This is a genomic window from Ferrovibrio sp. (assembly GCF_019636075.1).
GTDB lineage: Bacteria > Pseudomonadota > Alphaproteobacteria > Ferrovibrionales > Ferrovibrionaceae > Ferrovibrio.
On record NZ_JAHBYG010000010.1, the window covers coordinates 1 to 13,441 of the forward strand.

Consider the following 13,441-nt stretch of genomic DNA (forward strand, 5'->3'; position numbering starts at 1 on the left):
GGCTCAAATGGTGAAAGGACTCTACCGATCCCTGGATGAGACTTCGGGCTCAGGTCACATCAGATAGACAAGGCGGCTTTACGCTGACAATCTGCCATTTTTTGTTTTTTCTAACTATCCGCATATAAACTATGCATGCGCTACATCGATATATCACCACAAGCAAACGGCCTCGCCAAAAACAAAGGCCATTCCGCAGTTGCCAAGCACGCCTATATCACGCGATCTGGCAGATACGCTAAACAGCATGACCCTGTTCTTGCCTTTGGCAGCTTGGGCATGCCGGATTTTGCTGCGTCCCGTGCTGGTGCCTATTGGTCTTCTGTGGACAAATTCGAGCGAAAAAACGCAACACTCGCTATGGAATACGTATTCCCGCTGCCCGCAGTTCTGGACAAGACAAATCTCGTCAAGATCGCCTGTGAATGGGCTGGCGCCATGTCCAGATTCCACGCACCAGCCGAACTTCCAGTCACCTGGGCGCTGCACGCAGGCAACGGCACAAACCCACATGTCCATCTTATGATCAGCGAAAGAAAAATGGACGAGCGGAGCCGCCTACTGCCGCGAGATAAAATTTTCAAAAGATATGATCGCAAAGCTCCGGAACGCGGCGGAGCGGAAAAAGGACAAAAGCTTTTCTTGAATCTCGAATATATCAAATCGCTCTATGTCGACTTCCTGAATCGGATCATGTTGCGCGCCGGCATTGCGATCGAGTTCGTGTTTGGCAGCCTTGCCAATCTGCGGAAAATGGCATTGCGAAAAGCAAATGACGCCTTGCGCCGAAATGACGAAGTCGCTGCCATGGATACATACTGGTGGTTTATAAAAACCAATCGCCCTGTTACCACGCATATGGGTCGAGCATCCGCCAAAGGTCAAACGGAAGCGGCTAAAAGACGCCGCAAAAAGGTCGAGGCTGAGTGCTTGGCCCGCGATCTTTTTCTTGAGGAAGCCGGTTGGTTATTGGAGGGCTATTGCCGAGAGGCAGACTTGCCGATTCCAACCGAAGCGGCCGAATATGCAATTGCATGGAGGCAGAGGCCGAACTTCAAGGAATATGACTCAACCAAGAATTCCAAGACGATTAGTCAAAATGTCGAATTGATGCCTCGAGTAGATTTAAAGTCGACCATGGCAAATAGCTCTCACCCCGAAACGAATTCCCAAAATGAGCCCGGTATGCGTACGGCCGGAACAGAGGATCACAAACGTCCATCATTCCACCCAGCCGTCGGGAAAGAAAATCAGATCAAGGAAAAGTCCGCGCCCACCGGTCGCTTCACCATCGATAAGGGATTAGCGCATCTCGACCGTGGTCGACCGACTGTGTTCAAATCGAACCTATGGAAGAAAATATATGGTGTAGAGGCAAGCGATACGCTCGCCGCATCTATCAAATACGTGAATACCGATAGTCTTACATTCCTGACGTGGTCCAACGCGCTTATCAGAGACTTTGGCAATGAGATTCGGACTAACAAGATAGACGACCAGTCGATCATTTTATTGGTCGAGCAAGCGCTCACAAAAGGTTGGACGCATGTCGAGCTTCGAGGTGGGACACCTACGCTACAGGCAGCCTTAAAAGAATCTGGAATACAGGTCGTAGCGATCACCACAAATCACATGCCGGATAGGGCAAAACCCGAATCTGCAATCGACGCAGCCGAAACGCGAGAATTGGGCGCCGCGGGTAGCCCCGTTAGCAGCAGCCAGAAAATTGCTGAATCAAACTTTGATAGACGATTGGATAGCGAAACTCACGGGGTCTTGGAAATTCCACAAGAAGCTTCCGATCAAGAACCAGAATATGGGCAATCCTTCAAACCGAGATGAGACGTTGGAACTGCCTGGTTGTAATTTTAGTTTAGCTTTGGGTGTTCCTTTATAGAGCCGCGAAACCCGACTAGGCTCGAGAGGCTTTCAGGCAACCCAATTTACTAAATTCGATTGTAGTTTTCAAATCACTCGGCCTGCGACTACTGCATGAAGATTTTTGCAGTAACGGCATCGGCCATATTTCTGGGTTAGTTCGAGCATTTCGGTCGTCTGGCGTGATTCATTGCCTCGCTGCCCTTGGGACACTGGTGGCGCGGCGCTGGTAGCCCCCCAACGATGAGAAGAGCTTACCGGTTTCCAGTGGCAGCCTCTGCAAGGAGCAGCTTTACTCCGGTTCAGATTCGCGACCTATTGGCGCAATCAGGCATATCTTGGTCTGGCTCCTTAAGGCAACTGAACTGGAAACACTTCAGCGCCCCGAACACCTTGCTCTGGGTGGTAACTTCCCAAAAGGCCCGCTTGCTGACATTGCAATACGATTCTGGTCGCGACGAAATGGTGAACTGCTATCACCAACTCGGATCAAGTTTTATGAAAAGTCCCAGACAAAAGTCCCAGACAGCGAATTCTATATTCTACAAAATCGGATAAGTTATTGAAAAAATGGCGCGCTCGAAGAGATTCGAACTCCTGACCCCCAGATTCGTAGTCTGGTGCTCTATCCAGCTGAGCTACGAGCGCGCAACGCGGCGTACCGCGACGGGGGCGGACCCTACTCAATTCACCCCAGTCATGCAAGCGTCTGGCCCGAACTCTTCCACTTCACTATCGCATGTTCGGCTCGGGCCCGCATGCACAGCCCCAACATGCTGCACAAGTGACGGTTTTTGCTGGCAGAAGGTGCTTGCCGGGGGGGGGCTTGCCCTCTCTATACTCGCCAGCGACGGACCGGGTTTCCTGGCGCTTGTCGATGGAGTCTGCGGCACCCTGCCGACAGAGCCCGCAGCAAGCGATGGAAACCGGCACGGGGGCCTGTCTTTCGCATTCGGCTTATTGTTGAAAAGCGCGGATAGCCAGGAAAAGCTGGGGAATTCGGTAGCTACCGAAGAAGAAATGAAACGGCGCGGCATGGCACATATGGTTGCTTCTCAGGCTGTCGGCGATATTCGCCAGGTCCCGAACGGAAGCTCGGGCGAACGCTCGGGCCATATCCCGGCTGTTACCCGCAGCCCGGCTGATTCGCTGGCGCGCCGGCGACAATCGGGGCGGCAATCGGCTTTGCTGAAATCGGTTTCCATGCTGGGCCTGCTCGCCCTGCTCGGCGGCTGCTCCTATGTGAGCGACGAATTGTGGCCGACCCTGACCGGCGAAGATCCCACCGGCAAGCCCACCATGGTATCGCAGATCGCCCCGCCCTCTGCGGCCGAGGGCAATCCGCAGCCGACCCTGAGCCCGCCCCAGGCCCAACAGCCGGCTTTCGCCCAGGCTGCCCCGCTGTTCGGCGGCAACAATTTCCAGCCGGTGGGTGTCACCCCCGGCCAGCCCACCGGCACTTTCGTGGGCCAGAAGGTGCAGCAGATGCGCGCCGAACTGGGCCAGTTGCAGAATGCCGTGGTGCAGCGTGCCCAGCAGGTGCAGGCGATCCGCAATTCCGCCACCCAGAATTCGCAGCGCTATCACGGCACCGTGGCGGCGATTAACACCCGCCTGCAGATGGGCACCACTCCGGGCAACCCGATTCTGGTCAGCCAGTGGAACCAGGCCCAGGCCGATATCGACCGCATGGCCAGCGATCTGGCCGCGATGAACAGCCTGGGCAACGAAGTGGCCGCCGATTCCGCCATGGCCACCTACCTGCTGCAATCCACCAAGTCGACCTACTCGATCTCGGGCGCCATCGACGAGGATCACCGCCAGCTTGCCGTGCTGGAAGATGAAACCTCCAAGACTGTCGTGCAGATCGACCGCCTGTTGGGCGAGCTTTCCGAGGATGTGGCCCGCCAGACCGCCTATGTGGGCACCGAGCGCGGCAACCTGACCACGCTTTCCACCGCCATCAAGACCGGCGAAGCCCTCGGCCCCGCCCTCGGCACCCGCGCCTTCACGGCCGCCACCATGGGCGCCAATGCCGCCGTCAATGCAGGCGGGCAGCAACTGGCTTATGCCGGCGCCGGCGCGCCCGCCAATGATGGCCGAGCCCCGCTGGTGGTGATCCGTTTCGACCGCGCCGACGTGCCCTATCAGCAGGCGCTGTATAATGCCGTGTCGCAGGCCCTGCAGCGCCGCCCGCAGGCGCAGTTCGATGTGGTGGCCGTGGCCGCCGGTCAGGGCAACGCCGCCCAGGTTGCCAGCAACCAGAACCAGGCCCGCCGCAATGCCGACCGCGTGGTGCGCAGCCTGGCCGAGATGGGCCTGCCGGCCAGCCGCGTGACGGTGACCAACACCGCCAACCCGCAGAACCCGGCCAACGAGGTACATGTTCTGGTGCGCTAAGCGCCGGAATTGAAGATGAAGATTCGGCGGGTGCGTTAAGCGCCGTATCCGTATCCATCCCGGGTTAAATTCCTGGTGAATAAAAAAAACCCCGCCGAAGCAATTCGGTGGGGTTTTTTCTTTGGGGTGGTTTTTCTTTGGGGCTGGTTTTTCTTTAGCTGGGATTTTTTAGCCGGAACCGGCGCCCCTCACGAGGCGCCGGCCCGGATTGATCGTGGAATGGCTTACTGCCAGCTCAGGGCCGCCAGGTCGTTCACGAAGATCGGGGCATTCACCCACAAACCCTTCAGGCCGGCCTTGGCAACCGTGATGCGCGGCAGGTTGTAGAGGAACACATTCACCGAATCCTCGGCGATCTGGCGCTGCATGTCCTGCAGGGCCTTGGTGCGCACGGCCGGGTCGAGCGTGGAATTGGCGGTGTTGATGAAGCCCTGGGTCGCAGCGCTGTCATACTGCCAATAATAGTTCGGCTCGGCATACTTCACGTAATCGTTCGGCTCTACATGGCTGATGATGGTGAGGTCGTAGTTGAAGTTCTTGAACACCACATCCAGCCATTGCGCCCATTCCAGATTCTCGATCTTGGCGGTGATGCCAACATCGGCCAGCATGGCGGCCACCAACTCGCCGCTACGGCGGGCATAGGCCGGCGGCGGCAGCTTCAAGGTCAGCTCGATCTTCTCGGCGCCGGCTTCCTTCAGCAGGGCCTTGGCCTTGGCCACGTCGTAGGGATACTTGCCGGTCAGATCCACATAGGCCGGATCATGCGGCGGGAAATGGCTGCCGATCGGCTTGCCATAACCGAAATTCACGCCCTCGATGATCGCCTTGCGGTCGATGGCATGAGCCAGCGCGCGGCGCACCCGCACGTCGCTCAGGTAAGGGCGTTTGTTGTTGGTGGAGACCATCGTCTCACCCTCGGTGGAACCCACCGTCACGGTGAAGCGCTTGTCCTTCTCGAATTGCGGCACATTCTCGCCGGTCAGGCCGATCGGCACGCCGTCCACATCGCCGGCCAGCAGGGCAGCCACCATGGCGGCCGGGTCGGAGATGAAGCGGAAGGTGACGCTCTTGAGCTTCACATCACTGCCCGGCGCGGCTTCGAGCATGACGGAATCGCCCTTCACCCATTTGCCGAACTTGTAGGGGCCGGTGCCCACCGGGTTGGTGGCGTTGGTGGCACGGCTTTCCGGCCCGGTGATCACGGCGGTGTTTTCGCCAAGGCTGAACAGGAAGGTCGGATCGGCCTTCTTCAGTTTCAGCTTCACCGTGGCGGCATCGGGGGTTTCGATGCTGGCGATGTTGGTAAACACCGCCTTGCGCTTGTTGGTGCTCTTCTCGCCGGCATAGGTTTCGAACGAGCTCTTCACATCGGCGGAATCGAAATCCGTGCCGTCATGGAACTTCACGCCGGTCTTCAGCTTGAAGGTGAACTCGGTCTGGTCCGGCGAGATGGTCCAGCTGGTGGCCAGCAGCGGCGCAACCTGGCCATTCTCGAGAATCCGGATCAAACCCTGGAAGATGTTGATATGGGTGATTTCGCCGATCGCGGCGGCCGGCGCCACGGTGGGATCGAGGCCCGGCGGCTCCAGCACCATGGCCAGAACGGCGGCATCCTTGCGCGCCTGCGCGGCGGCCTGGTCGGCCCCGAAAGCCTGGGGAAGAGCCAGCGCGCCAATCAGCAGCGCACCGGTACCAAGCTGTTTCCAATTGAACATAGATTGCCTCCTGTTAAAACCCGCTTGTATTTATTCAAGCGCTACTTTGCGGGCCGTGTCCAGCGCTCCGAGCGGTTCGGCCTGCCAGACCGCGCGCCCTACCGCCCGGGCAACGCAATCGGCGGCAATCGATCCGACCCGGGCAATCAGCAGCGGCAGCAGGCTACCGCCTGGCCCAACCTGTTCGGCCTGCCCCGATATCTGATCCGGCCAATTGGCCGTCGCCAGCGAAAACAGCGTATCGCCATCGAACGGCGTATGAACCGGGCGGATCGACCGTGCCAGGCCATCATGGGCCATGGTGGCGACATGGCGCAGCGCCGCCTTATCCAAGGCGGCATTGGTGGCCACCACGCCGATGCAGGTATGGCCGCCGATCCGCGCTTCCTTGGGCAGGCTGGCCGGCACCTCGCGCGGCGGCGGGGCCGGCAGATTGCCGAACTCGCCGGCCTGTTCGAACGGCGCGGCCCAGAACCCCTTATTGCCCGGGGTCAGCACGCTGCCCACCGGATTGGCGGCCACCAGGGCTGCCACGATCAGGCCGTCATCCTCCACCCAGGATGCGCTGCCCACCCCGCCCTTCAGCTTGCCGGCCATCGCACCATAGCCGGCGCCGGCATTGCCAAGCGCCACGGCATCGGCCGATGCCGCATCGCAGGCCGCCATGGCCAGCCGCCGATAGGGCGTTTCCCCATACTCCCCGGCAAGCCAATGCTTGTCGCCGCCATTCATCAGATCGAACAGGATCGCCGATGGCACGATGGGCACATTGATCGTATGCACCGCCAGGCCGCGGCCATGGCGGGCCAGCCATTGCACCACGCCGGATGCCGCATCCAGGCCATACACCGAGCCCCCGGCCAGGCAGATCGCATCGATCGCCGGCACCATGGCTTCGGGCCGCAGCAATTCGGTCTCCCGCGTGCCGGGGCCGCCGCCGCGCACATCCACGCTGGCCACCGCCCGCATCTGCGGCAGGATCACGCTCACCCCGGTACGCGCCGCCGCATCCTCGGCCTGGCCGACCAGCAGGCCGGCAATATCGGTCAGAGAATTCTTCGGGCCCGGACCTGCCATGGCTCAACTCATCATTTGGTAGAGAAAATAGCGTTGTTTGGGGATATCCACCGGCGGCTCGCGCCGCTGCAGCGCGGGATTTTCCAAAGCCTGATCCGACAGCACGATGGCACCCGGCATGGCCAACCGGGGCAACAGATCGGATATCCAGCCAAGCTGCTCGCGGTTGGCCTCGGTGTCGCCCAGGCCGGCATCGTAATGCAGCAACACGGCTTCATGCGGGTGCGCCTGGGCAAAGGCCGGCAGGCTTTCGGAAAATTCGCCCAGCACCAGCCAATCGGCCGGCGGCTTGGAGGCCGGATGGGCATTGTCGGCACGATCGAAGGCATAGATCGGACGATTGGGCAGTTTTTCGCGCAGATGATCGAAGGTGCGGCCATTGCCCAAGCCGATTTCCAGCACCAGGCCGGGCTTAGAGGCGATTTCGCCTGTCGCCCAATCCAGCACCGCGCGCTGCGCCATCATCCGGCGGATGAAGCTGTCCAGGCGACTCACGTCTTGCCGTTCTGCTTGGCGGTAGCACTGCGCAGATCGGCCGTGGTGCGCTCCAGGCGCTGGGCCAACACGCGCATGATCTCGATGGCGATCTGCGGAAAATCGGTGATCAGCCGGAAAAACAGATCCTTGGTGATACGCAGCGTAACAAGTTCCGACACCGCCTTCACCGTGGCGGTGCGCGGCACGTCGCAAAGAATGGCGATCTCGCCCACGAAATCATTCTGCTTGAGCCGCGCCACGGTGAGCGGCCCGGATGGTGTATCCACCAACACATCGGCCTCGCCGCCGAAAATCACATAGGCCGCGTCGCCCGGATCGCCCTGGTGAAACACCGTGTCGCCGGGCTTGTAGGTGATGCGCTGGCTGGTGAAGGCAAGCAGTTTCAGTTTCGCCGGCTCGATCTTGGCGAAAAGCGGGATGCGGCGGAGCAGTTCCACCTCTTCGTTAATGCTCATGGCAAAAATCCTCTCAACGCATTCGAACCGGTAGTATCCGGCGAACCATAACTATCAGGCCGGGCGGCCTCCTCACCCCTGCAACATTTTCTTGAACGCCTCGTTGCTGGCAGCCAGATCGGCATAACGACCATTGCCAACCACGCGGCCATCGGCAATCACCACAACAATATCGAAACCCTCGGCTTCGCTGACACGCTGCAGCGACCAGACCAAACCTGCCTGCTTGCGCTGTTCCAGCAAGGCCTGCAATACGGCGGCATGGCTGCGGGGGTCCAGCGATGCCGTGCTTTCCGACAGCATCACCCAATCCGGCTGCTTCAGCAATGCCCGGGCGATGGCAAGCTTCTGGCGCTGGCCTGAATTCAACCGCGCACCGGAGATGCCCACATCGAAATTGAAGCCCACTTCGATGATCGGATCGCGCAACTGCAATTGCTTGATCACATCGGCCATCACCGCGCCGATCTTCTCTTGCGCTTGCGCCTGGCCATAGGCCACCCGGCCGAACAGGATGTTGTCGACAATGCTGGCCGAGGCATTGAAATGCTCGGGATCGAAGAAGGCAATGGAGCCGCGGCGGTCTTCCGGCAGAGTCTGGGAAAATATCTTGCGGGCCTGCAGGATGGCGGCGCGGTCATTCTCGTCGATCTGCCCCAGGCGATGCCGGGTGAGGATCAACTTGAACGGCAGGGTCATCAGGCGCGCACGGTCGGCATCGGCCAGTTGGCCCAGATTGTCGGGCTTGGCGCGCGCCAGCAACTCCTTGTAATCGGGCAGATCGTCAGACGAGATGAAGCTGAATTGCTGGAAGAATTCATGGTCCGGCGGCAGATCGGCGAACAACTCCACCATCGTGCTGGCCACTTCATAGCCGATGCGCAGGAAGCGGTCGCGCAGCCCCACCTGCTCCAGCACCCCCAGCGTGAACGGATCGCTGGCCAGATTGTCCACATCGAAAATCAATTCGCGCGCGGTGCCGAACAACAGGTTCTCCGCCACCGTGGCATTGGTGTTGTAGCGTTCGGGATCCCAGCCTTCCACCAGATCGGCGATATCGCCATCGGCCAGCCGCGAGCGGAAGGCGCGACGGGCCTGCAGCACCCGGTCGGCCAATTCGCCGCGCTGCTTGGGATTGATGGTGCCGCGCATGCCGAACTGGAACACATCCTCGTCGAAAGCCGCGATGCGCAGCGCAGCTATAGCCGCGCGGCCCAGATCCTCGGGCTTGTCCACGCCGGCGGCTTTGTAATCGGTCCAGTCGGCGTCGACATCGTAGAGAATATTGCCCGAGGCCTTCAACTCCACCAATTCGCGTTCGAAATGCTTGCGCTGGCGCTCGTTCATCTGGCGCTCATGCACCGGGCGATAACGCAGGCCGAGAAAGAGATTGTCGCCCAGGGTGGCGTTGAAGATATGCGCCGCCGAGCCGACATAGGCCAGCCGGCGGCCGGTCACGGTTTCGGGCAATTCGCTCAGCAGGCGGCCGTTGATCGAGACCTTGCCGCGCGTGGGCATCTGCAACCGCGCCAGCACCTGCAGAAAATCCTCGCGTCCAGACCCGCCCACCACGGCCACGCGCGCCGGCCAGGGTATGGTGAGCGACAGATTGTCGAGCACCGCATTGCCCTGGTCGTCGTTCAGGGTGAGGCTGCTGACGTTGATCGGGCCGTTCAACGGCACCGGCTCGGCCGGCTCCAGCAATTGGTCTTCCGGCGGCGGCATGCCTTCCGGTTCGAAATTGCTCACCACCTGCTCGTATTTCTGCTTCACATCCTCGCGGGTCTGATAATGGTTGAGCAATTCCTTCCACGGCGCGGCCATTTCCTTGTGAGCATTCACGGCGGCGATCACCGTACCCACATCCATCTGGCCTTTGATCACCAGATAGCCGCCGATCGAGTAGAAGAAAAACGGCCCAAGCTGCTGGATGAAATTGTTGACGAACTTGATCACGAACTTGCGCTGGAAAATCTCCACGCGAATCCAATAGCTGATGCCCAGCCGCTTGGCGAAATCGGCCAGCATGCGGTTGGAGCCATCATGGGTGTGCAACTCCACCACGCCGGTCACGGTCTCGCCGATGCGGTCCGACAGCCGACGCTGATTCTTGATACGCTCCTTGCCCAGCGCGCGCACCCGGCGCTGCAGCTTCGGCACGATGTAGAACTGAATCGGATAAAGCGCCACGGCTGCCATGGCCATGACCGGATTCTGGATCACCAGAAAGCCGAAAATCACCAGCAGCATGCCGCCCTGGAAGATCGGCAGCGCGAAGCTTTCGCCGATGAAGCCGCCCACCGGTTCCACCTCGGCAATCACCATCGGAATGATTTCGCCCTGGCTGGTCTTGCGGAAAGTCGGCAGCGGAAAGCGCAGCACCTGGGCATACAGGTCATAACGCAGGCGGCGCAGCATGCGTTCGCCGGCAATGCCCTGAAATACGTTGATGGCGTATTTGAAGGCCTGCTGCACCAGAACCAGCAGCAGAAAGCCGAAACAGAGAACAAGCAGGTAATCCACCTTGTCGAGGTGGAGCACGCCAAGGCCCCACAGATCCACCGGATAGGTAACGTGCTTGCCGCCGATGCCCTCGTTGATGATCGTCTTGGGCATCGACAAATAGTAGTAGTAGGGTCCGAAGGACGCTACGGATAGCAGGGTGATGATGATCTGCTGCCGCAGACTGAAGCGTATGATGAATTTGTAGAGATTTTTTTCCACGACAGGCCCCCACCACTGCGGTCAGTCTATACCAGCCCCCCGAGGCGCGCCAACCGCCACCCAGGCCCCTCATCCTGAAGTATGAGGCGGCTTTCCCTAGATATGCGAACAGACGGGGAATAAGGTCTTTCTAAACCCTTTTCCCCACCCGCCCCGGCATGCCATAGTTTGCCCCTGGAACCTGGGGGCCCCGTATGGTGACACGCAGCGACGGCACGCGTGTGCTGATCTACAGCCACGACACATTCGGACTTGGACATCTGCGTCGTTGCCGCACGCTGGCGCATGCCCTGGTGGAGAATAATCCCGATATGTCGGTGATGATTCTTTCCGGGTCGCCGATCATCGGCAGTTTCGATTTTCGCAGCCGGGTGGATTTCGTCCGCGTGCCGGGCGTGATCAAGCTGCGCGACGGCCAATACACCTCGCTCAACCTGCCGATCCATATCGAAGAAACTCTCAAGTTGCGGGCCGAAATCATCCAGCACACCGCCCGGGTGTACGACCCCGACATCTTTATTGTCGACAAGGAGCCGCTGGGCCTGCGCGGCGAGGCGCTGGATACCATGCGCATGCTGAAGGCACGCGGCACCCGCCTGGTGCTGGGCCTGCGCGATGTGATGGACGAGCCGAAGGCGCTGGAACCGGAATGGCGCCGCAAAAACGTGATGCCGGCCCTGCGCAACCTCTACGACCAAATCTGGGTGTATGGCCTGCCGCAATTCTGCGATCCGCTGGAAGGCATCGAACTGCCCGAGAAGGTGAAGCGCAAGATCGTCTATACCGGCTATCTGCCGCGCACCTCCGACGAACCGCCGCCCGAGCATCAATTGCCCGAGATCGTGCAGCGTCCCTTCCTGCTGGTCACCCCCGGCGGCGGTGGCGATGGCGAAGGCCTGATCGAATGGGTGCTGCGCGCCTATGAAAGCAACGAAATGCTGCCCTACCCGGCGCTGCTGGTGCTGGGTCCGTTCATGCAGCGCGAGCGGCGCCGCGAATTCCTCTCCCGCGTGGCCAAGCTGCCGCGGGTGGAGGCGATCACCTTCGATGCCCATATGGAGCATATCGTGAAGAATGCCGTGGGCGTGATTGCCATGGGCGGCTACAACACCTTCTGCGAAATCCTGTCGTTGAACAAACGCGCCATCATCGTGCCGCGCAAAAAGCCCCGCATGGAGCAGTTCATCCGCGCCTCCCGCGCGCAGGAACTCGGCCTCACACGCATGCTGGAAGACGACGAGACCTACGATCCCGCCGTGATGGCCGCCGCGATCCGCGCCCTGCCGCGCCAGCGCCTGCCGTCTGAAGTGGTGATTCCCGGCCTGCTGGAAGGCCTGGAGAATGTCGATCGCCTGGTCAAGCCGTGGCTGCGACCGGTCAAAACCGAGGAAACCACCACCGAAGCTTCGGGCCAGGTGATCGAGTTCCGCGCATAACAAGATGAGTGTATCCGATGCGCCGGCGGTGGCGCCCGCAGTGGCTTTTGTTCTGAAAGGCTATCCGCGCCTGTCTGAAACCTTCATCGCCCAGGAAATCGAGGCGTTGGAGCGGCGCGGCCTGGATATCCTGATCGTCAGCCTGCGCCACCCTACCGACAAGAAACGCCATCCGGTGCATGACCGCATCCAGGCCAATCTGCTGTATCTGCCGGAATATCTGTATCAGGAACCGCTGCGCGTGCTGCGCGGCTGGTGGCGGGCCCGCAAGCTGCCCGGCTTTGGCGAAACGCTGAAACTGTGGTGGCGCGACATGTTGCGCGACCCCACGCCCAATCGCGGCCGCAGGCTTGGCCAGGCCCTGGTGCTGGCCGCCGAGCTACCGGCGAAATACCGCCATCTGCATGCGCATTTCGTGCATACGCCAGGTTCGGTCGCGCGCTATGCCGCGCATCTGCTGGGCCTGCCCTGGACCGCCTCCGCCCATGCCCGCGACCTGTGGATCACGCCGGATTGGGAAAAGACGGAAAAATTCAACGATTGCCGCTGGGCCGTCACCTGCAATGCCCATAACGTGGCCCATCTGAACCAACTCGGCGTGGGCAATAAGGTGACCCTGGTTTATCACGGCATCGATCTGGATCGTTTTCCGCCCGGTACGGAGCGGCCGCCGCGCGATGGCGCCGATCCAGCCGATCCGGTGCGCCTGCTTTCGGTCGGCCGCGCCGTCGAAAAGAAAGGCTACGACATCCTGCTGCAAGCCCTGGCCGACCTGCCCGCCGATCTGCATTGGCATTTCGAGCATATCGGCGGCGGGCCGAAGCTGCCGCAATTGCAGCAGCAAGCCAGCCAGCTCGGTATCGCCGGCCGCATCGCCTGGCGCGGCGCGCAGGCTCAGGCTGCTGTGATCGAAGCCTGCCGCAATGCCGATCTTTTCGTGCTGGCCAGCCGCAAGGACAAGGATGGCGACATGGATGGCCTGCCCAATGTGCTGATGGAAGCCCAGAGCCAGGGCCTGGCCTGCCTGTCCACGGCCTTTTCCGCCATCCCCGAATTGATCCGCGATGGCGAAACCGGCCTGCTGGTACCGCCCGATGATGCGCCGGCGTTGAGCGCGGCTCTTGCCAGACTGATCGCCGATCCAACCCTGCGCCAGCGCCTGGGGACAGCCGGCGAACAGCGCGTCCGCGGCCATTTTTCCATGCGGGCCGGCATCGACGAACTGGCCCGCCGCTTCGGTTTGCAGGCCGCCTGA

General features: G+C 60.6%; 9 protein-coding genes and 1 tRNA gene. 4 read left to right on the forward strand and 6 right to left on the reverse strand.

The features are described from left to right. Positions 1-135 precede the first annotated feature (135 nt). A complete protein-coding gene (locus KF827_RS06405) occupies positions 136-1,842 on the forward strand; it encodes a MobA/MobL family protein (RefSeq protein WP_291002113.1) in 1,707 nt (568 codons plus the stop codon). A 607-nt stretch (positions 1,843-2,449) separates the two neighbouring features. Here the strand turns inward: KF827_RS06405 and KF827_RS06410 are convergent. After that, positions 2,450-2,526, reverse strand: a tRNA-Arg gene (locus tag KF827_RS06410). Positions 2,527-2,913: 387 nt separating this feature from the next. On the opposite strand from KF827_RS06410, the gene KF827_RS06415 reads away from it, so the two are divergent. Continuing rightward, positions 2,914-4,278 (forward strand): hypothetical protein, encoded by a 1,365-nt coding sequence (locus tag KF827_RS06415; RefSeq protein ID WP_291002116.1) that lies wholly within the window; start codon positions 2,914-2,916, stop codon positions 4,276-4,278. Between the two features lie 224 nt (positions 4,279-4,502). On the opposite strand, the gene KF827_RS06420 is transcribed toward KF827_RS06415, so the two are convergent. The 5 genes from KF827_RS06420 to KF827_RS06440 all read right to left on the reverse strand — a co-directional run bounded on the left by KF827_RS06420 (position 4,503) and on the right by KF827_RS06440 (position 10,750). Beyond that, on the reverse strand, positions 4,503-5,996 hold the full coding sequence (locus KF827_RS06420; protein WP_291002118.1) for an ABC transporter substrate-binding protein: 1,494 nt from the start codon (positions 5,994-5,996) through the stop codon (positions 4,503-4,505). A 30-nt stretch (positions 5,997-6,026) separates the two neighbouring features. Next, a complete protein-coding gene (locus tag KF827_RS06425; RefSeq protein WP_291002121.1) occupies positions 6,027-7,073 on the reverse strand; it encodes a P1 family peptidase in 1,047 nt (348 codons plus the stop codon). A gap of 3 nt (positions 7,074-7,076) precedes the next feature. Further along, the gene (locus KF827_RS06430; RefSeq protein ID WP_291002124.1) at positions 7,077-7,568 is read right to left on the reverse strand and encodes a class I SAM-dependent methyltransferase; all 492 of its coding nucleotides are present in this window, start codon (positions 7,566-7,568) and stop codon (positions 7,077-7,079) included. After that, positions 7,565-8,026 (reverse strand): Crp/Fnr family transcriptional regulator, encoded by a 462-nt coding sequence (locus KF827_RS06435; protein WP_291002127.1) that lies wholly within the window; start codon positions 8,024-8,026, stop codon positions 7,565-7,567. Before KF827_RS06435 ends, KF827_RS06430 begins: the two co-directional genes overlap by 4 nt. A gap of 72 nt (positions 8,027-8,098) precedes the next feature. Next, entirely contained in the window at positions 8,099-10,750 is a 2,652-nt protein-coding gene (locus KF827_RS06440; RefSeq protein ID WP_291002130.1) for an ABC transporter ATP-binding protein, read from the reverse strand. A gap of 194 nt (positions 10,751-10,944) precedes the next feature. Here KF827_RS06440 and KF827_RS06445 point away from each other — a divergent pair, with 194 nt between their 5' ends. Together KF827_RS06445 and KF827_RS06450 are read left to right on the forward strand one after the other, a co-directional pair. Next, positions 10,945-12,186: a glycosyltransferase gene (locus KF827_RS06445; protein WP_291002132.1), complete on the forward strand. Its 1,242-nt coding sequence runs from the start codon at positions 10,945-10,947 to the stop codon at positions 12,184-12,186. A 4-nt stretch (positions 12,187-12,190) separates the two neighbouring features. Beyond that, on the forward strand, positions 12,191-13,441 hold the full coding sequence (locus tag KF827_RS06450) for a glycosyltransferase family 4 protein (protein WP_291002135.1): 1,251 nt from the start codon (positions 12,191-12,193) through the stop codon (positions 13,439-13,441).

Bases quoted from the DNA above. Each gene is read 5' to 3' on its own strand.
- KF827_RS06435 (WP_291002127.1), bottom strand. From the start codon at position 8,026: ATGAGCATTAACGAAGAGGTGGAACTGCTCCGCCGCATCCCGCTTTTC.
- KF827_RS06415 (WP_291002116.1), top strand. From the start codon at position 2,914: ATGGCACATATGGTTGCTTCTCAGGCTGTCGGCGATATTCGCCAGGTC.
- KF827_RS06425 (WP_291002121.1), bottom strand. From the start codon at position 7,073: ATGGCAGGTCCGGGCCCGAAGAATTCTCTGACCGATATTGCCGGCCTG.
- KF827_RS06445 (WP_291002132.1), top strand. From the start codon at position 10,945: ATGGTGACACGCAGCGACGGCACGCGTGTGCTGATCTACAGCCACGAC.
- KF827_RS06420 (WP_291002118.1), bottom strand. From the start codon at position 5,996: ATGTTCAATTGGAAACAGCTTGGTACCGGTGCGCTGCTGATTGGCGCG.
- KF827_RS06450 (WP_291002135.1), top strand. From the start codon at position 12,191: ATGAGTGTATCCGATGCGCCGGCGGTGGCGCCCGCAGTGGCTTTTGTT.
- KF827_RS06405 (WP_291002113.1), top strand. From the start codon at position 136: ATGCGCTACATCGATATATCACCACAAGCAAACGGCCTCGCCAAAAAC.